Genomic DNA, 20,257 nt, shown 5'->3' on the forward strand with positions numbered 1-20,257 from the left:
GGTGCCGGGCGTGCCGGCCCCTGTGACTGGCCCCACAGTAGGGCAAGCGCTTTCCGAGGGTCAACGTCCGGGCGGGCTCAGTCCATCTCCTGGAGGCGGTCGGTGGCGAAGGCCAGGCCGTGGCCCGGCCCGGTCTCCGCCCGCAGCACCCCGTCGGCGATGGTGACCCCGCTGGACGAGGCCAGTGCGCCCAGCGCGGCGAACGAGGCGTCCTCGACGTCCTCGACCATCGTCGCGTCCGGCAGGCACAGCGCGAGCTGCCCGGAGAGGTCGGGCAGGAGGTGCGGAGCCACCGGCACGCTCGATGCGCGGGCGAGCTGCGCGATCCGGAGGAACGGCGTGATGCCACCGACCCTGACGGCGTTGGGCTGCACGACGTCGGCGGCGCCCGAGGCGAGCAGCTGCCGGTACTGGAAGGCGGTGTAGACGTTCTCCCCCACCGCGATCGGCACGCCCAGCCCGGCGTCGTGCAGCCGGGACAGCGCCGGCAGGTCGTCGGCGACCAGCGGCTCCTCGACCCAGGACAGGTCGAACCGCGACAGTGCCCGGACCGCGCGCATCGCCGTAGGCAGGTCCCACCGCTGGTTGGCGTCGACCATCAGTCGCCGGTGCGGACCGATCACCTCACGGACGGCGGCGACCCGCTCGACGTCCTCGGCGAGGTCGGGCCGTCCCACCTTGATCTTCACACCGGCGCATCCCGCGGCGACCCAGCGGCGGGCCTGCTCGCGCAGCTCGTCGAGCGGGTAGTGGAGGTTCACTCCGCTGCCGTAGACGGCGACGTGGTCCCGCCGGCGACCCAGGTGGTCCACCAGGCTCTGCCCGGCCGACCTCGCCGCGAGGTCCCACAGCGCGATGTCGACCGCGGCGATCGCCATGGTGGTGAGCCCGCCACCGCCCGCCTCGTGCAGGTGCCACCACAGCCGGTCCCAGACGACGCCCGGGTTCGTCGGCCCGCCGACGACGACCGGCGCGACGTCGTGGTCGACCAGCGCCCGCACCGCGCGGGCGCCGATGGACGGCGTCCAGCTGAACCCGGTGCCGGTGCGGCCGTCGTCGGTGGTGAGCTCGGTGACCAGCAGGTGCAGCGCCGGGACGTCCTCGCCCCACGGCCGCGACAGCGGCAGCCGGAACAGTCGGCTGGTCAGCTGCTCCACCACGGGCGGCCGGGTGCCCACGGTCAGCGTGGTCACCGCAGCTCCGTGCGCCAGCTGCGTGACGCCGCCCAACCGAGCAGCTTCTCGGCCTTGGCGGTGCTGAACGCCGGCGCCGTCCCGGTGAGGCCCGCGGCCACCTCCGGCTCGACCCCGGAGTACCGGGGCAGGAGCTCCGCCAGCGGGGCGTCGGCCAGCGCGTCCTGGGCGCCGACGAAGAAGACCTCCCCGTTGGGGACGTCGCCCGCCTTGCGGAGCAGGGTGTCGAGGAAGTCCGCGGCGTCCCGGGCGTCGACGTAGTTGAACAGCGCGACGGCGCCGTGCCGCGGGTCGGCGATGCGCTCGCGGACAGTGTGGCCCTGCTGGGTCGGCGCGCCGTCCCACTCCTCCGGCGCGATGACGAAGCACGGCCGGAAGGCGGCCAGCCGCACCGCGTCCCCGTACCGGGCGGCGAACATCCGCATGGTCTGCTCGGCGGCCAGCTTGGACAGCCCGTAGGCGTTCCACGGCCGGGGCGGGTGGTCCTCGTCCAGGGGCAGGTGGGCCGGCGCCCAGCCGGCCGGGCTGCCGTAGCCCATGACGGTGGGACTGCTCGCGGTCACCACCGTGCCGACGCCCAGGTCGACGGCGGCCTGCAGGACGTTGTAGGCCAGCGTGGTGTTGGTGACGTGGATGACCGACTCGGGTCGGCTGAACGGGACGGCGATGGCGGCCAGGTGCACCACGGCGTCCGGGCGGTACCTCGCGACCACGCCGTAGGCCTGACCGAGGTCGGTGAGGTCGGCGGGGAAGGTCGCCTCCGCCCTGTCCTGCGGCGCCGTGACGACGTCGACCGAGACGACCTCGTGGCCGGCGTCGGCGAGGCCGTCGACGACGCTGCGGCCCAGCCGCCCGGCGCCTCCGGTGACGAGGACCCTCATCCCGGCACCACCACGGCGAGGTAGCGCTGCTTCACCGTCTCCACGACCTGGGCCTTCGGCTCGGCCCAGACGTCGGCGTTGAAGATCTCGACCTCGACCTCGCCACGCCAGCCGGCGGCCTCGACCGCGGCCACGAACGGCGGGAAGTCGATCACGCCGTCCCCCATGTAGCCGCGGGCCAGCAGCACGTCGGCCGGGATCGGCATGAGGAAGTCGCACACCTGGAACGAGGCGATCCGGTCACCGGCCCGGTCGATGGACCGCCACACCTCGGGGTCCCACCAGACGTGGAAGGTGTCGACCACGACGCCCACCTGCTCGACCGGAAACGGCTCGGCCAGGTCCAGCGCCTGCCCGAGGGTGGAGATGACCGCCCGGTCGGCGACGTACATCGGGTGCAGCGCCTCCAGGGCCAGCCGCACGCCACGCTCGCCGGCGTACGGAGCCAGCTCGGCCAGTGCGTCGGCCACCCGTTCCCGGGCACCGACCAGGTCACGCGAGCCGTCGGGCAGCCCGCCGGCGACGATCACCAGCGTCGGCGCGCCCAGCGTGGCGGTCTCGTCGATCGCCCGGCGGTTGTCCTCGATCGCCGCGGCGCGGGCCGCCGGGTCGGTCGCGGTGAGGAAGCCGCCGCGGCAGTGCGAGGTGACCCGCAGGCCGGCGTCGCGCACCAGTTTCGCCGCCCGGTCCAGTCCGTACTCGGCCACCGGCTCCCGCCAGGTGCCGATGGCCTGCAGCCCCGCGGCGGCGACGCCGTCCACGAGCTCCGGCATCGACCAGCCGTCGACCGTCTTGTGGTTGATCGACAGCGCCGCCAGCCGCGGGTCCACGCTCACTGGTCCACCCCGGCGGTCCGCAGGTAGGTCCGCATCCGCTCGGCGGCCAGCTCCGGGTCCGGCAGCAGCCCGGCCGCGTCGGCCAGCCGGAACACCTCGGCCAGGTGCTGCGGGCTGCGGGCGCTCTCCAGCCCGCCGACCATCCGGAAGCCGCGCTGGTGGCCGGCCAGCCAGGCGAGGAAGACGATCCCGGTCTTGTAGTAGTAGGTCGGCGTGCCGAACAGGTGCCGGGACAGCGCCACGGTCGGCTCGAGCAGCCGGTCGTAGGTCTCCAGGTCACCCCGGTCCAGCGCCTGCAGCGCGGTGGAGGCGGCCGGCGCGATCGCGTCGAAGATGCCCAGCAGGGCGTGCGAGTGCGAGTCGCCGTCCCCGCGCACCAGCGTCGGGTAGTTGAAGTCGTCGCCGGTGTAGAGCCGGACGCCGTCCGGCAGCCGGCGGCGCATGTCCACCTCGTGCGCCTCGTCGAGCATCGACACCTTGATGCCGTCGACCCTCGCGCTGTGGTCGGCGATCACCTGCAGCACCGTGTCGGTGGCCTCGGCCAGCTGTGCCGAGCCCCAGTAGCCGGCCAGCGCCGGGTCGAACATGGGGCCGAGCCAGTGCAGGATGACCGGCCGGGACACCTGCTCCAGCAGCCGGCCGTAGACCTTCGCGTAGTCCTCGGGACTGCGGGCCACCCGGGCCAGCTGCCGGCTGGCCATGATGATCACGTTCGCGCCTGCGCCCTCGATCACCTCGATCTGCTCGAGGTAGGCGGCCAGCACCTCGTCGGTGCCGGCCGGCTCGGCCGGCGCCTGGTCGGTGCCCGCGCCACAGGCCAGCAGCCCGCCGCAGGCCTGCGCCTCGGCGGCCGACCGGCGGATCAGCTCCGCGGTGGTGCTCCACGGCAGGCCCATGCCGCGCTGGGCGGTGTCCATCGCGTCGGCGACGCCCAGGCCGTAGGACCACAGGTGCCGGCGGAAGGCGAGGGTGGCCTCCCAGTCGACGTCCACCGGGGCACCCGGGGTGTTGTCGCCGAACGGGTCGGCGACGACGTGCGCCGCGGCGTAGGCCGTGCGGCTGGTGATCGGCCCGTCGGGTCGGGGGAAGGCGCCGGGCTCGCCGAGCCGGTGCTCGGCGACGGTGCCGTCGGGGCGTGGGAGCCGGACGGTCGTCACACCGTCACCTCGGGGATCTCGATGCGACGCCCCTCCTCGGAGGAGCGCAGCCCGAGCTCTGCCACCTGCACGCCGCGCGCGCCGGCGAGGAAGTCGTAGGGGTGCGGGGCGTCCTCGAGCACGTGCCGGAGGAACTGCTCCCACTGCGCCCGGAACCCGTTGTCCAGGTCGGCGTTGTCCGGCACGACCTGCCACTGGTCACGGAACCGCTCGGTCACCGGCAGGTCGGGGTTCCACACCGGCTTCGGCGTGGTCGCCCGGTGCTGGATGCGGCACTCGCGCAGGCCGGCGACGGCGCTGCCCTCGGTGCCGTCGACCTGGAACTCGACGAGCTCGTCACGGAACACCCGCACCGCCCAGGAGGAGTTGATCTGGGCCACCACACCACCGGGCAGCTCGAAGATGCCGTAGGCGGCGTCGTCGGCGGTCGCGGTGTAGCGCTGGCCGTGCTCGTCGATGCGTGTGGGGATGTGGGTGACCGCCTTGGCGGTCACGGCCTCCGGCCGGCCGAAGAGGTTCTCCAGCACGTAGGACCAGTGGCAGAACATGTCGACGACGATGCCGCCGCCGTCCTCCTTGCGGTAGTTCCAGCTGGGCCGCTGGGCCTCCTGCCAGTCCCCCTCGAACACCCAGTAGCCGAACTCGCCGCGCACCGACAGGATCCGGCCGAAGAAGCCGCCGTCGATCAGCCGCTTCAGCTTGACCAGGCCCGGCAGGTAGAGCTTGTCGTGGACGACGCCGTTCTTGACGCCGGCCTCCGTGGCGAGCCTGGCCAGGTCGAGGGCGCCGTCCAGCGACTCCGCCGTCGGCTTCTCGGTGTACACGTGCTTCCCGGCGGCGATCGCGGCCTTGATGGCCTTCTCCCGCGCCTGGGTCACCTGGGCGTCGAAGTAGATCGGCGCGGAGTCGTCCCGGAGCGCCTCGTCGAGGTCCGTCGTCCAGTGCTCGACGCCGTGCTGGGCGGCGAGGTCGGCGAGCTTGCGCTCGTTCCGGCCCACCAAGATCGGCCGGGGCACGATGCGACGGCCGTCGGAGAGCTCCAGGCCGCCGGAGTCGCGGATGGCCAGGATGGAGCGGACCAGGTGCTGGCGATACCCCATCCGTCCGGTGACGCCGTTCATGATGATGCCGAGCGGGGTGGACACGGTGTTCTCCTCCGAGAGGGTCATCGGGCGCTCCCGGCGGGAGCGGGGACGGGCGCGGCGCCCAGGGGGACGCCGAAGTCGGCGAGGTGGACGGCCTGGCCGGTGGCCAGGGAACGGTTGGCGGCGGCGCCGACGAGCACGCTGCGCACGCCGTCGAGCCAGCCGGCGGCCTGCCCGAGGGGGTCGGGCCGCCTGCCCGGGCGGAACACGTCGTCGAGCAGCAGCGCGTCGCCGCCGCCGTGGGCGCCGGGGCCGTCGGCGATCGGCACCCGCTGGGCGACCTCCCACCGGCGCTGCAGGACCAGCTCGGTGCCCTCGGTACGCGCGCCGGAGGCGGCGGCGACCGCCTCGGGAGTGGCGCTGGGGTCGACGGCGACCCCGAAGCCGCGGATGACGTCGTCGGAGGCGAGGACCGCGGCCCGCTCGACGACGGACAGCTCGATCCGGCCCTCGGTGCCGTTGATGCTCACCCGATAGCCCTCCCAGGGGCCGTGGGCGTTGAGCGAGTAGCTGAGCATCGCGCCGCCGCCGTAGCGCAGCAGCAGCGCCATGTTGTCCTCGATGGTGATGCCGGGAGCGAACACGTCCTGGTCGCGGATGTAGCCGTCCTCGGCCTCCGCCTCCAGGTAGAGCCGGCGCAGCCGGTCGTCGCCGGCCAGGTCGAGGGCGAACGGGTCACGGCCCAGGTCGGGCGAGCCGTGGCTGCGCGCCGGGCGCTCCCCCAGCCCGCGCTCCTCGGCGTTCACGTCGCCGTAGAAGCGCAGGTCGCCGAGGGCGAAGACGGTCTCCGGGACCTCCCCGGTCCACCAGTTGACCAGGTCGAAGTGGTGGGTGGCCTTGTGCACGAACAGCCCGCCGGAGCGCGACTTGTCGCGGTGCCAGCGGCGGAAGTAGTCGGCGCCGTGCACCGAGTCGAGCACCCACTCGAAGTGGACGCCGGTCACCTGGCCGATGGCGCCGTCGGCGATCAGCTGCCGCACGGCGGCGTTCCGCGGCGAGTACCGGTAGTTGAAGGTGACGACGAGGTCGCGGGCGGTCTCGTCGACGGCGTCGACGACGGTGCGGCAGCCCTCGGCGTCGATGGTGAGCGGCTTCTCGGTGACCACGTCCCGGCCAGCGCGCATCGCGCGGGAGACGTACTCGGCGTGGGTGGAGTCGACGCTGGCGACGATGACGACGTCGGGCTGCTCCCGGTCGAGCATCGTGTCGAAGTCCTCGGTGCCGTAGGCCGGCAGCGGCGCGGCGCCGGGGTGGGTCTCGGCGTACTGGCGCTGGTAGTAGGCCATCCGGGTGCGGTTGGGGTCGCAGAGCGCGACGAGCTCGCCGACGTCGGCGTGCGTGCGCAGCAGGGCGGCGATGTACATCTCCGCGCGGTGGCCGGTGCCGACGACCGCGTAGCGGCGGCGGGGCGCGGACGGGTCGGTGGAGGTCACGACTCCCTCTCCGGTGGTGAGGCGTGGTGGCGCAGCAGGAGGCAGGGCCAGGGGGCGGCCGGCGGACGCGCCGCCCCCTGGCCTGCGGTCACGCGATCGCGGACTGGACCTCGGACATGAACTGCGAGGCCGCGTCCTCCACCGAGATCTGGTCGAACAGGATCTGCTCGGTGTAGCGCTGCATGATCGCCTGCACCTCGCCGGCACCCTGCGGCGGCAGCGCCGGCGGGTCCTGCAGGTCCGGGGTGATCTCCTCGACGAAGGCCACGGCTGCCTGGCCCGGTGCGTCCAGGGTCGGGGCGATCTGCTCACGCAGCTCGGTGTTCACCGGCAGCCCGCGGTCGGCCTTGACGATCTCGACCGCGTCCTCGGAGTTGATCAGCCAGTTGATGAGCAGCGCGGCCTCCTTCGGGCTCTCGCAGTCGCTGCTGATCGCCCAGAACATGGCCGGCTTCAGGTACATGCCGGTCTCGCCGTTCCCCTCCTCGGTGGGGAACTGCATGAACTGCAGCTCACGACCGGCTCCGGCGGTCAGCGCCGGCAGCTCGTTGGTCCACCAGAAGCCCGAGGCGCCCCGGCCGGTGGCGACGAGCGCCTGGTCGACGCCACCGTTGAAGACCTCGACCGTGGTGGACGGCTCCGGCTCGGCGCCGGACTCCGACGCCTCCTTCTCGATGTTCCACCAGTCGACGAGCGTCTCCTCGGTGAAGCCGATCTGGCCGTCCTCGTCGAACAGCGCCTCACCGTGCTCGCGGGCGTAGACCTCGAAGTTGGTGTCACCGCCGTTGAGGCCCATCGCCTGCATCCCGTAGACCTGGCCGCCGGTCGCCTGCGTGACCTGCGCCGCGGTCTGGACCATCTCGTCCCAGGTCCACGAGGAGTCGTCGGGCACCGGGACCCCGGCGGCGGCGTAGGCCTGCGGGTCGACGACCAGGGTGAACGCGTTGACGCCCGTCGGGATGGCGTACGTGGCGTCCTCGACCTGGCCGGTGGTGGCGACCGCCTCGTCGAGGTTGCTGGTGTCGATGGTGCCGTCCTCGATGTACGGCGTCAGGTCCAGCAGGGCGTTGCGGTCGGCGTACTCGCGGACGTAACGGGTGTCCTGCTGCTGCACGCAGGGACCGTCGCCGCCGGCCGTGCTGGTGGCCAGCCGGTCGAAGTAGTCGGCGAACCCCGTGAAGTCGCCCTCGACGGTGACGCCCTCGTTCTGGGACTGGTACAGCTCGATGAGCTGCTGGGTGGCCGCATGCCGCGTGTCGCTGCCCCACCAGGACATGCGCAGGGCGACCGGCCCGTCCTCGCGGGTGGTCCCCTCCTCGGCGGCCTGTCCGCCGCCGCCGCCGCCGCTGTCGCCGCCGCACGCCGCGGTGGTCAGCAGCAGGCCGAGCACGCCGCCGGCCACGCCCACGCGGGTGGGCAGGCTGCGGCGCACCCCGCTCCTCCGGATCGTTCGCACGTTCGGTACCTCCTTGTTGGTGGTGGTCACTCGGGCGTTGCTGGTGGTCACTTGAGCCCCGTGGTGGCGATGCCCCGGACCAGGTAGCGCTGGCCTGCCAGGAAGAAGCCGAAGACCGGCGCCAGGGCGACGATCGACATGGCGAAGACCGGACCCCACGGCGTCTGGCTCGTCGCGTCGACGAAGGTCCGCAGGGCGACCGGGACGGTGTACATGTCCGGGTCGGTCAGGAAGATCAGCTGGCTGAAGAAGTCGTTCCAGGTCCAGATGAAGGTGAAGATCGCCGTGGTGGCCAGGGCGGGCACCGACAGCGGGATGATGATCCGCCAGAAGATGGACCAGTGACCGCAGCCGTCGATGCGTGCGGCCTCGTCGAGTTCCTTCGGGATGCCCCTGATGAACTGCACCATCAGGAAGACGAAGAAGCCGTCGGTGGCCAGCAGTTTCGGCACGATCAGCGGCCAGTACGTGTTGATCCAGTCGAGCTGCTGGAACAGGATGTACTGCGGGACGATCACCACGTGGATCGGCAGCATCATCGTGCCGAGCATCACCGCGAACCAGAACTTCTTGAACCTGAACTCGAGCCGCGCGAATGCGTAGGCGGCCAGGGAGCAGGCCAGGAGGTTGCCGATGATGGATCCGGCGACGATGACCGTCGAGTTCAGGATGTAGTGCCCGAAGTCGTGAGGCAGTGCCGTCCACCCGTCGGGGTAGTTCTGCCCGGTGACGCGCTCGGGGACCAGCCCGGTCTGACTGAAGATGTCCTCGGTGAACTTGAACGAGCTCGAGATCATCCACAGCAGCGGGTAGAGCATCAGGACGGCGCCCAGGATGAGCACGGTGTGCGCCAGCCACCGGGGCCGCTGCTTCTTCTGACGGCGGGCGGGGAGCTTCTCCGTGGCGGCCAGCGGCTCGGCCACGGTCAGGTCAGTCGCCATAGAACACCCAGTACTTCGAGGCGATGAAGTTGACCGCGGTCAACCCACCGACGATGAGCAGGAGGACCCAGGCCAGCGCCGACGCGTATCCCATGTCGAAGTTGCCGAAGCCGCGCTGGTAGAGATAGAGCGTGTAGAAGAGCGTCGAATCCGCGGGGCCACCCGTTCCGCCACTGACGATGAACGCCTGCGTGAACGACTGGAATGCGTGGATGATCTGCAGGACCAGGTTGAAGAAGATGATCGGCGAGAGCAGCGGCAGGGTGACCTTGAGGAACTGGCGCACCTTTCCCGCACCGTCCAGAGACGCCGCCTCGTAGTACATCGTCGGGATCTGCCGCAGGCCGGCCAGGAAGATCACCATCGGCGCGCCGAACGTCCAGACGTTGAGGATGATCAGCGTGCCCAGCGCGTAGCTGGGGTCGGAAACCCAACCCGGCGGGTTGTCCGCACCCAGGAAGCGCAGGACGCCGTTGAGCAGGCCCTCCGCACCGAAGATCTGCCGCCACAGGATGGCGATCGCGACGCTGCCACCGATGAGCGAGGGCAGGTAGTAGATCGACCGGTACAGCGCGAGGCCGCGCAGCCCCCGGTCGAGGATCATCGCCAGGAACAGGGCGAAGGCCAGCTGCAGCGGGACCGAGACGCCGACGTAGATGAACGTGACCTTGAGCGACTGGTAGAAGCGTGGGTCGTCGAACATCCGCCGGAAGTTGTCCAAGCCCGTCCACTCCGGCGAGCCGATCAGGCTGTAGTCGGTGAAGGCCAGGTACGCCGAGGCCGCGATGGGGCCGGCGGTGATGAGGAGCAGCCCGATGAACCAGGGGGCCAGGAACAGGTAGGCCACGTAGCGGCCGGAGTCCTTCTTCTTGCGCCTCGCGCGGGGGACCGGCTGGCCGGCCCCTCGTGGAGCCTCGTCGTGCGAACGTGCGCGCGACGAGACGTCGAGCGTTGACGACACGGGCTCACCTCTCTGTGGAGCTCGTCGAACGGGCTCGTCGGGGTCGGCGGGTGTGCAAGCGGTCACATCCCGGCAAGCGCTTTCTAGTTGCCGGGTGGAGGCCCTGTCAACGATGTGTTGTGGGCTCCTGGACGACGTTCTCGACCTGTGCGCTGCACCACAATGGGCAAGCGCTTTCTACGCCGGGCGACCGACGCCTGTCAACGATGGATCCGCCGCCCGTCCGGCCCTGCTGCTCCCGCGGACGCCGGATGAGGCCTCTGACCTCGCGTTTGACCCGTCGACACGACGCAGTCGACGGTCCGGTCGCCCCCCGGTGGGCAGGGCGTGTTCGGCAAGCACTTTCCAGGACGGGCCGTCTCCGGATACCCTCCCCGTGGCTGCGACCTCCCGGGCGGCGCGGCCGGACGGCGCGGACCCGGGCGAGGGGGGATCGGTGTCGGACACGCCGGAACTGAGCGGACGCGTCGTGCTCGTGGGCGCCCACGGCCACGGTCGCTGGCACCTGCAGAACCTGCGCCGGCTGGCCGCCACCACCGGTGTCCGGCTGGTCGGCGTCTGCGACCGGCGCGCCCTGCACGGCGACCTGCTCGACCTCGCCGGCGACGTGCCCGTCTCGCCCTCGCTGCCGGACCTGGTCGCCGAGACGGCTCCCGACGTCACCATCGTCTGCACGCCGATCCACACCCACACCGACCTGGCGCTGGCGGCGGTGGGCGCCGGCAGCCACGTGCTGCTGGAGAAGCCACCGGCCCCGACCCTGGCCGAGTACCGGCGCCTCGTGTCCGGGATCGACGCCTCCGGGATGGCCTGCCAGATCGGCTTCCAGAGCCTCGGGTCCGAGGCGATCGACCGGGTACGGGCCCTGGTGGCCGACGGCGCGATCGGTGACGTCCGCGGCATCGGGGGTGCCTGCGCCTGGGTCCGGGACGCGAGCTACTACGGGCGTGCCACGTGGGCCGGCCGGCGCACGATGGACGGCGTACCCGTCGTCGACGGTGCGCTGACCAACCCGTTCGCGCACGCGGTCGCCACGGCGCTCGCCCTCGCGGGAGCCAGCGGGCCGGGTTCGCTCCGCTCGGTGGAGGTGGAGCTGTACCGCGCCAACCCCATCGAGGCCGACGACACCTCCTGCCTGCGGCTGCGCACCGCCGACGACGTCGTCATCACGATCGCGGCGACGCTGGCCGCCGAACGCCCCCGCACCCCCCGGCTGGTCGTCCACGGCAGCGCCGGGCGCATCTCCCTGGACTACAAGACCGGCACGGTCCGGCTGCAGGCCGGCGACGTCGACGAGACGACCGTCCACCCGAGCACCGACCTGCTCGAGAACCTGCTCGCGCACGTCCGCGACCCCGGGGTCGGGCTGCTCGTGCCGCCACGCGCGACGCACTCCTTCATGGAGGTCGTCGAGGCGGTCCGCTGCGCCCCCGATCCCGCCGAGATCACCGCGGGACACCGTCACGCCGAGGGCGACGGGGACACCGCCCGCCAGGTCGTGCCGGGGATCGACGACCTGGTCGACGACGCCGCGGAGACCCTGCGGCTGTTCTCCGAGCTGGCCGCGCCGTGGGCGCGGAGCGGCACGACCCGGCTCACCGACGCTGCGGGAGCGAGGTGACCGTGGCGCTCAAGGAGGAGCACCGCGGGCACGTCCCGGAGGACGCCGTCGCACCGGGGTCGACCATCGCGACCCTGACCGTGGACGGCGTCGTCGTGGCCTCCTACTGCGACGGCGCCGGTCTCCCGCCCGTGCTGGCCCCCCGGCCCTTCCTGCACCCGGTCACGACCCTGGCCGGGACCCCCGTCACCGACGCCCAGCCCGAGGACCACCGCTGGCACCTCGGGGTGTCGGTGACCCTGCAGGACGTCGGCGGCGCGAACGTCTGGGGCGGCCGGACCTACGTCCGCGGTGAGGGGTACACCTGGCTCGGCGACCACGGCCGGCAGGTCCACACCGGGTGGCGCTCGCGAGCGGACTCCGGCTTCCGCGAGACGGTGCGATGGGAGGGGCCCGACGGGCGCCCGCTGCTCAGCGAGGGGAGGGAGGTGCGCGCCGCCCGCTCGGAGCTGCCCGGCGCGTGGGCCCTGGATCTCGACACGTCCCTGCGCAACGTCACCGGAGCGCCGCTGAGCCTGGGCAGCCCCGCCAGCAACGGCCGCGCCGGCGCCGGTTACGGCGGCCTGTTCTGGCGTCTGCCCGTCGCCGATGCCCCGCGCGTCTTCACCGCGGCCGCCGAGGGTGAGGACGCCGTCCACGGCTCCGTGAGCCCGTGGGTCGCCGTCACCTCCGGCGGGCACTCCCCCGCCACCGTCGTGCTGGCCGGACGGGACGCCGCGACCCGCCGCGACCCGTGGTTCGTCCGCGTGTCCGACTACCCGGGCCTCGGTGCGCAGCTGGCCGCCGAGCAGCCCGTCCGCCTGACGCCCGGGAACTCGGTCACCCGCAGGTTCCGGGCCCTCGTGGTGGACGGCGCACCCGACCCCGACGAGATCGACCGTGCACTCTCCTCCTCGACCGCCGGCAACGGGAGCAGACCGTGACCATCGACCCCGGGACGATCCCCAGCCGGAAGCCCGGGGAGGACGCCGAGGACGGGGAGGGAGCCCGCCGGGACGGTCCGGTGCTGCTGTCGGAGGTGGCCGCCCGGGCGGGGGTCTCCCTCGCCACGGCCTCCCGGGTGCTCAGCGGCCGCCGCTCGGTCGGGGAGCCCTACCGCGGCCGGGTGCTCGCCGCCGCACGGGACCTGCGGTACACGCCCAACGCGCAGGCGCAGGCCGTGGCGCGGGGGGCCAGCAACGTCGTGGGACTGCTCATCCACGACGTCCTGGACCCGTACTTCTCCAGCATCGCCAGCGGGGTCATGCGGCACGTCGAGGAACGCGACCTCGTCGTCTTCCTGGCCTCCACCCACAGCGACCCGGACCGGGAGCTGGAGTACGTCGCGACCATGCGCTCGCACCGTGCCCGCGGACTCATCATCTGCGGCAGCCGGACCACCGACCGACTGCACACCGAGCGGCTGGTCAAGGAGCTGGAGGGCTTCCGGGCCGCCGGCGGACGGGCGGCGGTGATCAGCCAGAACAGGCTGGGCACGCACGCCGTCGTCCCGCAGAACCGCGCCGGGGCGCGCAGGCTCGCCCGCGAGCTGTGCCGGCTCGGGCACCGGCAGTTCGCCGTGCTCGCCGGCCCCGTGCACGTGCTGGCGTCCCGGGACCGGGTCACCGGCTTCCGCGAGGGACTCGCCGACGAGGGGTGCGACCCCGAGGGCGTGACGGTGCTCCACGGCCGGTTCACCCGCGAGGGCGGCGAGCAGCTGGCCAGCGAGCTCGTGGCCGCCGGGCTGCGGGCCACCTGTGTCTTCGCGGTGAACGACGTGATGGCCCTCGGTGCGCTCTCGGCGCTCCGCCGCGAGGGCGTCCGGGTGCCCGACGACGTGTCCCTGGCCGGCTTCGACGACATCACCACGCTGCGCGACGTCGTCCCGGCGCTGACCACGGTCCGCCTGCCCCTCGAGGAGATGGGCGCGCGGGCCGCGCAGCTCGCGCTGGACTCCGACCCGGCCTCCCCTCCCCGCGCGGTGAAGGTGCACGCCGACGTCGTGCTGCGCGAGAGCACCCGTCCCCTCGTCTGAGCCCGCAGGAGGAGCACGTGCCCGAGGTCCCGGCACCGCCCACGGGCGACCGCGCGCAGAAGCGGGAGCGGGTGCTGGACCTGCTGCACACCACCGGGCGGGAGCGCCTCGTGCTCAGCGGCGTCGGGACCCTCTCCTGGTACCTGGACGGCGCCCGCGCGGCGGTCCGGCTGTCCGCCGAGCGCGGGGTGGTCGCGGTGGTGGTGGCTCCGGACGGCGACACCGTCGTCGTGCCGGCCAACGAGGTGGACCGGCTGCGGGCCGAGGAGCTGCCCGGTGACGTCGCCGTCCGGGTCACCGACTGGTGGGCGCCGTTGCTCGGGACCGACCTGGCCCCCGGCACCCCGGGCGTGCTCCACGAGGACGAGCCGGCGGCGGCCGAGGGACTGCGGGCCGCCCGTGCTGCGCTGTTGCCGGGCGAGCGTGCGCGGTACCGCAGCCTCGGCCGGGACACCGCCGAGGCCCTGACCGCGACGGCGCTCACCCTGCAGCCGGGGACGACCGAGCGGCAGGCCGCGGCCCGCCTGGGTGGTGAGCTGATGGCCCGCGGCGCCGATCCGGTCGTCGTCCTCGTGGCCGGGGAGGAGCGGCTGGCCTTCCGGCACGCGCTGCCCACCGCAGGACCCCTCGGCCGGCAGGTCATGTTGGTCGTGTGCGCCCGGCGCCACGGGCTGATCGCCAACGCGACGCGGTGGGTGTCCTTCGCCCCGCTCGACCCGGTGCAGGCCGACGCCGTCGCGCGGATCCGCGCGGTGGAGACGACCTTCCTGTCGGCCACCCAACCCGGACGGACCCTGGGTGAGGTCTTCGCGGACGGGGTCCGCGCCTACGGCGAGCAGGGCTTCGCGGTCGACGAGTGGACCCGGCACCACCAGGGCGGGCCGACCGGGTACGCCGGGCGTGACCCGGTCGCGACGCCGGACAGCCGGGTGCCTGTCGTCGCGGGACAGGCGTTCGCCTGGAACCCGTCCGCGCCGGGGGTGAAGGCGGAGGACACGGTGCTGCTGGGCGACGGCGGGCCGGCCGTGCTCACCAGCGACGGCGTGTGGCCCACGACGCCCGACGACCTGGGGCTCCCCCGGCCGGACGTCCTCGTCCGCTGATCCCGGCGGCCTACGAGGCGCCCCCGCCGTCCTCGGGGCGGCGGGGGCTCGACCGTCTGCGGGAGGGCCACCACCGCGAGCGTCGCGTACGGTCCGTCAGGCCCCGGTGGCCGGGCGCGTCCGCGCCCAGTGGCGGACCGCCTCGGCGGTCGTCAGCGTGAGCAGCTCCCCCGCCCTGCGCACGGCGTCCTCGATCCCGCTCGCCCGGTCGGCCAGGGCGTGGGCCGCCCCCACGCCGGCCGCTGCGAGCGCCTCGGGGCCCGCGCTCACCTGGCCGGCGACGGCCACGACGTCCGCACCGTGCCGCCGGGCCATCCGGGCGACTCCCAGCGGGGCCTTCCCGGCGAGGCTCTGCTCGTCCAGGTGCCCCTCCCCGATGACCACCAGGTCCGCGTCGGCCAGCGCCCCGGGCAGGCCGAGCAGGTCGAGCAGGAGGTCGATGCCGGAGGTAGCGCGCGCGCCGAGGAAGGCCATCGCGCCGGCGCCCAGCCCCCCGGCCGCTCCGGCACCCGGTCGCTCCGCGACGGCGGTGCCGAGGCACGCGGCCAGCCGCCGCCCGTAGTGGGCCAGTGCGGCGTCCAGTTCGGCCACCGTCGCGGCGTCGGCGCCCTTCTGCGGGCCGAACACCGGCGCCGCCCCCCGCGGCCCGGCCAGCGGGTTGTCCACGTCGCAGGCCAGCACGACCTCGGCCTCGCGGAGGCGGGGGTCGAGGCCGGCCACGTCCACGGTCTGCAGCCGGACCAGCCCGGCACCGCCGGCCGGCACGTCGCGACCGGCGTCGTCGAGCAGCCGGGCACCGAGGGCCTCCGCCATGCCCGCTCCCCCGTCCGTCGTGGCGCTGCCGCCGAGGCCGAGGACGAGCCGGCGGTGCCCGAGGTCGAGCGCGGCGCGGACCAGTTCACCGACGCCGTACGTGGTGGCCGCCCGGGCCGTTCCCGGGTCCGGTGCCGGGACGTACCGCAGTCCGCACGCCTGCGCCGTCTCGACGTACACCGTGTCCCCGAGCACGGCGAGGGAGGCCACCACCGGTCCGCCCAGGGGTCCGGTGACCATGCGCTCGATCCGGGTGCCACCGGCCTCCAGCAGGACGTCCACCGTCCCGTCACCGCCGTCGGCGACCGGGACCGCGGTGACGCGACAGCCGGGCAGCGCCGCCCGGCAGCCGTCGGCCATCGCCGACGCCGCGGCGGCGGCCGTGAGGCTGCCCTTGAACTTGTCGGGAGCGACGACGATCGAGGCCGTGGTCACGGCCGGCGCCGGGTCAGGCACCGGGCAGCTGGAGCACGCCGTCGACCCGGCGCGGGATGCCGCGGAAGTCGTCGGTCAGTTCGGCCGGCAGGACCTCGGCCGGTGCGCCCTGCCAGGTCACCGGCCGCAGGAACCGGCGGACGGCCGTCGTCCCCACCGAGGTGTGCTGGGAGTTGGTCGACGGCCACGGGCCGCCGTGGTGCTGCGCCCACGAGACGGCCACGCCCGTCGGGTAGGCGTCGTAGACGAGCCGGCCGGCCCGCGTGCGCAGCTGCTCCGAGACCGCCAGCGGCAGCTGGGTCTCACCGGCGCCACGGAGCACCGTGGCGGTGAGGGACGACGGCATCTCCTCCAGCGCCGAGAACAGCTCCGCCTCGCCCTCGTAGCGGGCCACCACCGACACCGGCCCGAAGCACTCCTCGGTGACCGCCTCCGGCAACTCGGCGGCGGACGTCCCGAGCAGCAGGGGCGCGACGGCGAAACCCGCCCCCTCCGGCTCGGCGCCGCGGGCGAGCACCTCGACCCCGGGCGCCCCGGTCAGGTCGCCCGAGACGCGGTCGTAGGAGGCGGCGATGCCCTCGTTGAGCAGGACCGGGGCGCCGGCAGCGCGCACGGCCCCGGCCATGGCGTCGACGACGGCGTCACCCTCGGGCCCGGCCGGCACGAAGGCGAGCCCGGGCTTGGTGCAGAACTGGCCGCCGCCGAGGGTGAAGGAGCCGACCAGCTCGGCGCCGATCGTCGATCCGCGCTCGGCCGCGGCCCGGGGCGTGACGACGACCGGGTTGAGGCTGGACAGCTCACCGAAGAACGGCACCGGGTCGGGACGCCGCTCGATGATCTCCAGCAGCGCGCGACCGCCGTTCACCGAGCCGGTGAAGCCGACGGCGCGGATCGCCGGGTGCGCGACCAGGTCGGCGCCGGCCCGGAGGCCGTGCACGATGCCCAGCGTGCCGTCGGGCGCCCCCGCCTTGCGGGCCGCGGCGTCCAGGACGTCGAAGACGAGCTGCGAGGTCGCCGGGTGGGAGCCGTGCGCCTTCACGACGACGGGGCAGCCGGCAGCCAGCGCCGAGGCGGTGTCGCCGCCGGGCACCGAGAAGGCCAGCGGGAAGTTGCTCGCACCGAAGACGGCGACCGGCCCGATCGGCAGCAGCATCCGGCGCAGGTCCGGGCGCGGACCCATCGGGGTGTCGCCCGCGTGGTCGATGGCGGCCTCGAGGTAGCTGCCCTCGTCGAGGACCTCGGCGAACAGCCGCAGCTGGTAACAGGTGCGGGTGAGCTCGCCGCCCAGCCGGGCCGCACCGAGTGCGGTCTCCCGGTCCGCGACGGCAACCACGTCCTCCCGCCGGGCCTCGAGGGCGTCGGCGAGGGCGCGCAGCAGCGTCGCGCGCCCGGCGCGGCCGAGCCGGTCGAGGCCGGGGGCCGCGGCGAGCGCGGCGGCGCAGAGCCGGTCGACCTCCGCGGTGGTGGTCTCCCGGGAGACCACCTCGACGATCTCGCCGGTGCGCGGGTCGGTGCTGACGACGTCGGTCATGGGCGGTTCTCCTCCGCGGGGCGAGGGGTCCGGCGGGCGGCCGGGTGGACGGCAGCGGGTCAGGACGGCTCGCCGACGATTCGCAGGCCGGTGGTGAGCAGCGCCTGGAGCTCCCGCGTCTCGGCGTCCGTCGGGTCGGTGAGCGGGGCCCGCACGGGGCCCACCGACTGCCCGCGGAGCCGGGCGGCGGCCTTCACCAGCGAGACGGCGTAACCGGTGCCCCGGTCCCGCAGCTCCACCAGCGGCCAATAGAACTCCCGCAGCAGCCGGTCGATGGTGGCGTCGTCGTCGGCGTGCAGGGCGGCGTAGAACGCACGCGCGATCTCCGGCGCGAACGCGTGGACGGCCGAGGAGTAGGCGGGGATGCCGATGGCGCGGTAGGCGCGGGCCTGCATCTCGGCGGTGGCCGCCCCGTTGAAGAACAGTAGGTCCGGCGGGGCCACCAGGCGCAGCCGCTGCAGCTGGTCGAGGTCGCTGTGCCCGTCCTTCACCCCGATGACGGTGGGCGACCCGGCGATCCGGGCGAGGGTCCGGGCGGAGAACTTCACCTGGCCCCGCTGGTACACGATGAGCGGCAGCTCGGTCCGCGCGGCCACCTCCTCCACCTGGCGGGCCAGCCCCTCCTGGGACGCCGCGACGAGGTAGTGCGGCAGGAGCAGACCCGCCGACGCACCGGCGCGGACCGCGGCCTCGGCGAACTGCACCGCCTGGGCCCAGCCGTACCCCACCCCGGACACGACCGGCAGCCCGCCGGCCTCCTCGACCGCGACCCGGACGACGGACTCGTACTCCGCGAGGGACAGGCTGAAGAACTCGCCCGTGCCGCACGCCGGGAAGATCGCGGCCGGGCCGGCGGCGACCTGGGCGCGGACGTGGCCGCGGGTCCCGTCCAGGTCCAGCTCCCCGTCCGCGGTGAAGGCGGTGAGCGGGAAGGACAGCACGCCCTGCGCCATGCGGGCACGCAGGTCGGCCGCGACGCCTGCGGCGCGCTGCGTACGGGCGCCGCCGTCGAGTCGGTCCACCGGAAGGGTCGAGGTCATCAGATCGTCTCCATCTGTAGACGTCGTCTCGTATGCTGTCTGCCAAACTACGGATTGGTGGCGAGGCCGTCAATGCGACGACCCGAGGTCCGAGGAGGCAGGTCGTGACAGGAGCGGTCCCGGCGGACGACGCCTCGCCGGCCGGCGTCCGCGACGTCAAGAGCGCCGTCCGGACGGTCGAGGTGCTCGAGTTCCTGGCGGGTCGGCAGAACCGACCCGCGCGCCTGCGAGAGATCAGCGAGGCGCTGCAGGTGCCCAAGAGCAGCCTGTACGCCCTCCTGCGCACCCTGGGGAAGCAGGGCTGGGTCCGCACGGACGCCTCCGGCACCCTGTACGGCATCGGCATCCGCGCCCTCCTCGCGGGCACCAGCTACCTCGACACCGACCCCTACGTCCGGCTCGCCCAGCAGCACCTGGACACCCTGCGGGCGACCGTCGAGGAGACCGTGCACTTCGGCCGGCTCGAGGGCGCCTCCATCGTCTACCTGGCGACCAAGGAGTCCGGGCACGCGCACCGGCCCTACAGCCGGGTGGGCCGGCAGCTGCCGGCCTACTCCACCGCGCTGGGCAAGGCACTGCTGGCCGAGCGCGGCGCCGACGAGCTCCCCCGGCACCTCCCGCCGGACCTGAGGCCGCTCACCGAGCACACCCTGACCTCCCGCGAGCTCCTGCTGGCCGACCTCGCGGAGGTGCGCGAGCGCGGATACGCCGTCGACCGGCAGGAGAACACCCCCGGCGTGCGCTGCTTCGGGTTCGCCCTGCGGTACGCCACCCCGGCGGTCGACGCGATCAGCTGCTCGGTGCCCCTGTCCCGGCTCACCCCCGAGCACGAGGAGCAGATCGTCCGGGCGATGGCCGACGTCCGGACGGTGCTCGAGCGCACGGCCCCCCGCGCCGGCGACGGCCTCCTGTAGCGCCCGGCGACGCATGCCGCCCACGGCCGGGAACCGTCGGCCCGCGGGCCGAAGGACCGTGGTCCGGCGTCCCGCGAGGGAGGACGCTCGGTCGGTGCGGCGGTGCCGCAGGGGCGTCGCCGCCGGTCCGAGAGGAGGCGTCATGTACGCCCGATCCACCACCATCACCTGCGACCCCGGCTCGCTCGACGACGCCATCGCCTACATGCGGGACGAGGTCTGGCCGGCACTGCGCGACACGGACGGCTGCGTCGGCCTGTCGATGGCGTGCGACCGCGGGACGGGCCGGTGCATCGCGACCTCGGCCTGGGACGACCGGGAGGCGATGCGGGCCAGCACCGCGCGCGTCGAACCGATGCGCCGCCACATGGTGGACCGCTTCGGGGCCGGTGGAGACCTCGAGGTGCAGGAGTGGGAGATCGCCGTCCTGCACCGCGCGCACACCGCCGGGGATGGCGCCTGCGCACGCATGACGTGGACCCGCGGCGACCCGGCCCGGGCCGACCAGCTGCTCGACGCCTACCGCACCAGCCTGATGCCGCGGATCCAGGAGATGCCCGGCTTCTGCAGCCTCAGCATGTTCGTCGACCGGGACAGCGGCCGCGCCGTCGGCACGGTCGTCTTCGACGGACCCGCCCACCTCGAGGAGTCACGGGAGCAGGCGCGCATGCTGCGGGAGGAGAGCGTGCAGATCATGGGCATCGACGTCCTCGACGTCGCCGAGATGGACCTCGTCCTCGCCCACCTCCGGGTACCCGAGACCGTCTGACGACCGCGAGGACC

General features: G+C 73.8%; 18 protein-coding genes. 6 read left to right on the plus strand and 12 right to left on the minus strand.

The window, feature by feature from the left end; genetic code table 11:
- Positions 1 to 77: 77 nt before the first annotated feature.
- The 9 genes from BM165_RS03065 to BM165_RS03105 form a co-directional block, all read right to left on the minus strand.
- Entirely contained in the window at positions 78 to 1,193 is a 1,116-nt protein-coding gene (locus BM165_RS03065) for a mandelate racemase/muconate lactonizing enzyme family protein (protein WP_208976612.1), read from the minus strand.
- Entirely contained in the window at positions 1,190 to 2,074 is an 885-nt protein-coding gene (locus BM165_RS03070) for an NAD-dependent epimerase/dehydratase family protein (RefSeq protein ID WP_075011990.1), read from the minus strand. Before BM165_RS03070 ends, BM165_RS03065 begins: the two co-directional genes overlap by 4 nt.
- Positions 2,071 to 2,910 (minus strand): sugar phosphate isomerase/epimerase family protein, encoded by an 840-nt coding sequence (locus BM165_RS03075; protein ID WP_075011991.1) that lies wholly within the window; start codon positions 2,908 to 2,910, stop codon positions 2,071 to 2,073. Before BM165_RS03075 ends, BM165_RS03070 begins: the two co-directional genes overlap by 4 nt.
- Entirely contained in the window at positions 2,907 to 4,067 is a 1,161-nt protein-coding gene (locus tag BM165_RS03080) for a dihydrodipicolinate synthase family protein (protein WP_075011992.1), read from the minus strand. Before BM165_RS03080 ends, BM165_RS03075 begins: the two co-directional genes overlap by 4 nt.
- Positions 4,064 to 5,236, minus strand: a complete 1,173-nt coding sequence (locus BM165_RS03085) for a Gfo/Idh/MocA family protein (protein WP_075011993.1) — start codon at positions 5,234 to 5,236, stop codon at positions 4,064 to 4,066. The genes BM165_RS03080 and BM165_RS03085 overlap by 4 nt, the downstream gene beginning before the upstream one ends.
- Complete coding sequence (locus BM165_RS03090) at positions 5,233 to 6,645, minus strand: Gfo/Idh/MocA family protein (protein WP_075011994.1); 1,413 nt, start codon at positions 6,643 to 6,645, stop codon at positions 5,233 to 5,235. Before BM165_RS03090 ends, BM165_RS03085 begins: the two co-directional genes overlap by 4 nt.
- Positions 6,646 to 6,733: 88 nt before the next feature.
- Positions 6,734 to 8,077, minus strand: coding sequence for an ABC transporter substrate-binding protein (locus tag BM165_RS03095; RefSeq protein WP_083426970.1), 1,344 nt, complete (start codon positions 8,075 to 8,077; stop codon positions 6,734 to 6,736).
- A gap of 71 nt (positions 8,078 to 8,148) precedes the next feature.
- The gene (locus BM165_RS03100) at positions 8,149 to 9,042 is read right to left on the minus strand and encodes a carbohydrate ABC transporter permease (RefSeq protein ID WP_083426971.1); all 894 of its coding nucleotides are present in this window, start codon (positions 9,040 to 9,042) and stop codon (positions 8,149 to 8,151) included.
- Entirely contained in the window at positions 9,032 to 10,003 is a 972-nt protein-coding gene (locus tag BM165_RS03105; protein ID WP_075011995.1) for a carbohydrate ABC transporter permease, read from the minus strand. Before BM165_RS03105 ends, BM165_RS03100 begins: the two co-directional genes overlap by 11 nt.
- Before the next feature lie 376 nt (positions 10,004 to 10,379).
- Between BM165_RS03105 and BM165_RS03110 the strand changes: the two genes are divergently transcribed.
- Genes BM165_RS03110 through BM165_RS03125 form a run of 4 tightly spaced genes read left to right on the plus strand, consistent with a single transcriptional unit; the run spans position 10,380 to position 14,741 of the window.
- The gene (locus BM165_RS03110; RefSeq protein ID WP_244273978.1) at positions 10,380 to 11,624 is read left to right on the plus strand and encodes a Gfo/Idh/MocA family protein; all 1,245 of its coding nucleotides are present in this window, start codon (positions 10,380 to 10,382) and stop codon (positions 11,622 to 11,624) included.
- Entirely contained in the window at positions 11,621 to 12,547 is a 927-nt protein-coding gene (locus BM165_RS03115) for a DUF6807 domain-containing protein (RefSeq protein ID WP_177225073.1), read from the plus strand. Before BM165_RS03110 ends, BM165_RS03115 begins: the two co-directional genes overlap by 4 nt.
- Positions 12,544 to 13,638 (plus strand): LacI family DNA-binding transcriptional regulator, encoded by a 1,095-nt coding sequence (locus BM165_RS03120; RefSeq protein ID WP_208976613.1) that lies wholly within the window; start codon positions 12,544 to 12,546, stop codon positions 13,636 to 13,638. Before BM165_RS03115 ends, BM165_RS03120 begins: the two co-directional genes overlap by 4 nt.
- Positions 13,639 to 13,655: 17 nt before the next feature.
- The gene (locus BM165_RS03125; protein ID WP_208976614.1) at positions 13,656 to 14,741 is read left to right on the plus strand and encodes a M24 family metallopeptidase; all 1,086 of its coding nucleotides are present in this window, start codon (positions 13,656 to 13,658) and stop codon (positions 14,739 to 14,741) included.
- A gap of 96 nt (positions 14,742 to 14,837) precedes the next feature.
- Here the strand turns inward: BM165_RS03125 and BM165_RS03130 are convergent, their stop codons facing one another.
- From BM165_RS03130 to BM165_RS03140, 3 genes are read right to left on the minus strand one after another with little or no spacing between them, the layout of a single operon-like run.
- Positions 14,838 to 15,989: a glycerate kinase gene (locus BM165_RS03130; protein ID WP_075012141.1), complete on the minus strand. Its 1,152-nt coding sequence runs from the start codon at positions 15,987 to 15,989 to the stop codon at positions 14,838 to 14,840.
- Positions 15,990 to 16,002: 13 nt separating this feature from the next.
- The gene (locus BM165_RS03135; RefSeq protein WP_075011996.1) at positions 16,003 to 17,520 is read right to left on the minus strand and encodes an aldehyde dehydrogenase (NADP(+)); all 1,518 of its coding nucleotides are present in this window, start codon (positions 17,518 to 17,520) and stop codon (positions 16,003 to 16,005) included.
- Between the two features lie 59 nt (positions 17,521 to 17,579).
- Positions 17,580 to 18,560, minus strand: a complete 981-nt coding sequence (locus BM165_RS03140) for a 5-dehydro-4-deoxyglucarate dehydratase (RefSeq protein WP_083426973.1) — start codon at positions 18,558 to 18,560, stop codon at positions 17,580 to 17,582.
- Positions 18,561 to 18,664: 104 nt separating this feature from the next.
- On the opposite strand from BM165_RS03140, the gene BM165_RS03145 reads away from it, so the two are divergent.
- Complete coding sequence (locus tag BM165_RS03145; RefSeq protein ID WP_075011998.1) at positions 18,665 to 19,474, plus strand: IclR family transcriptional regulator; 810 nt, start codon at positions 18,665 to 18,667, stop codon at positions 19,472 to 19,474.
- 142 nt (positions 19,475 to 19,616) lie between these two features.
- Positions 19,617 to 20,243 carry a hypothetical protein gene (locus tag BM165_RS03150; protein ID WP_075011999.1) on the plus strand — a complete coding sequence of 209 codons (627 nt, stop codon included), beginning with the start codon at positions 19,617 to 19,619 and terminating at the stop codon, positions 20,241 to 20,243.
- The last annotated feature ends 14 nt before the right edge of the window (positions 20,244 to 20,257 follow it).

This window comes from Geodermatophilus obscurus (genome assembly GCF_900115395.1).
GTDB lineage: Bacteria > Actinomycetota > Actinomycetes > Mycobacteriales > Geodermatophilaceae > Geodermatophilus > Geodermatophilus obscurus_B.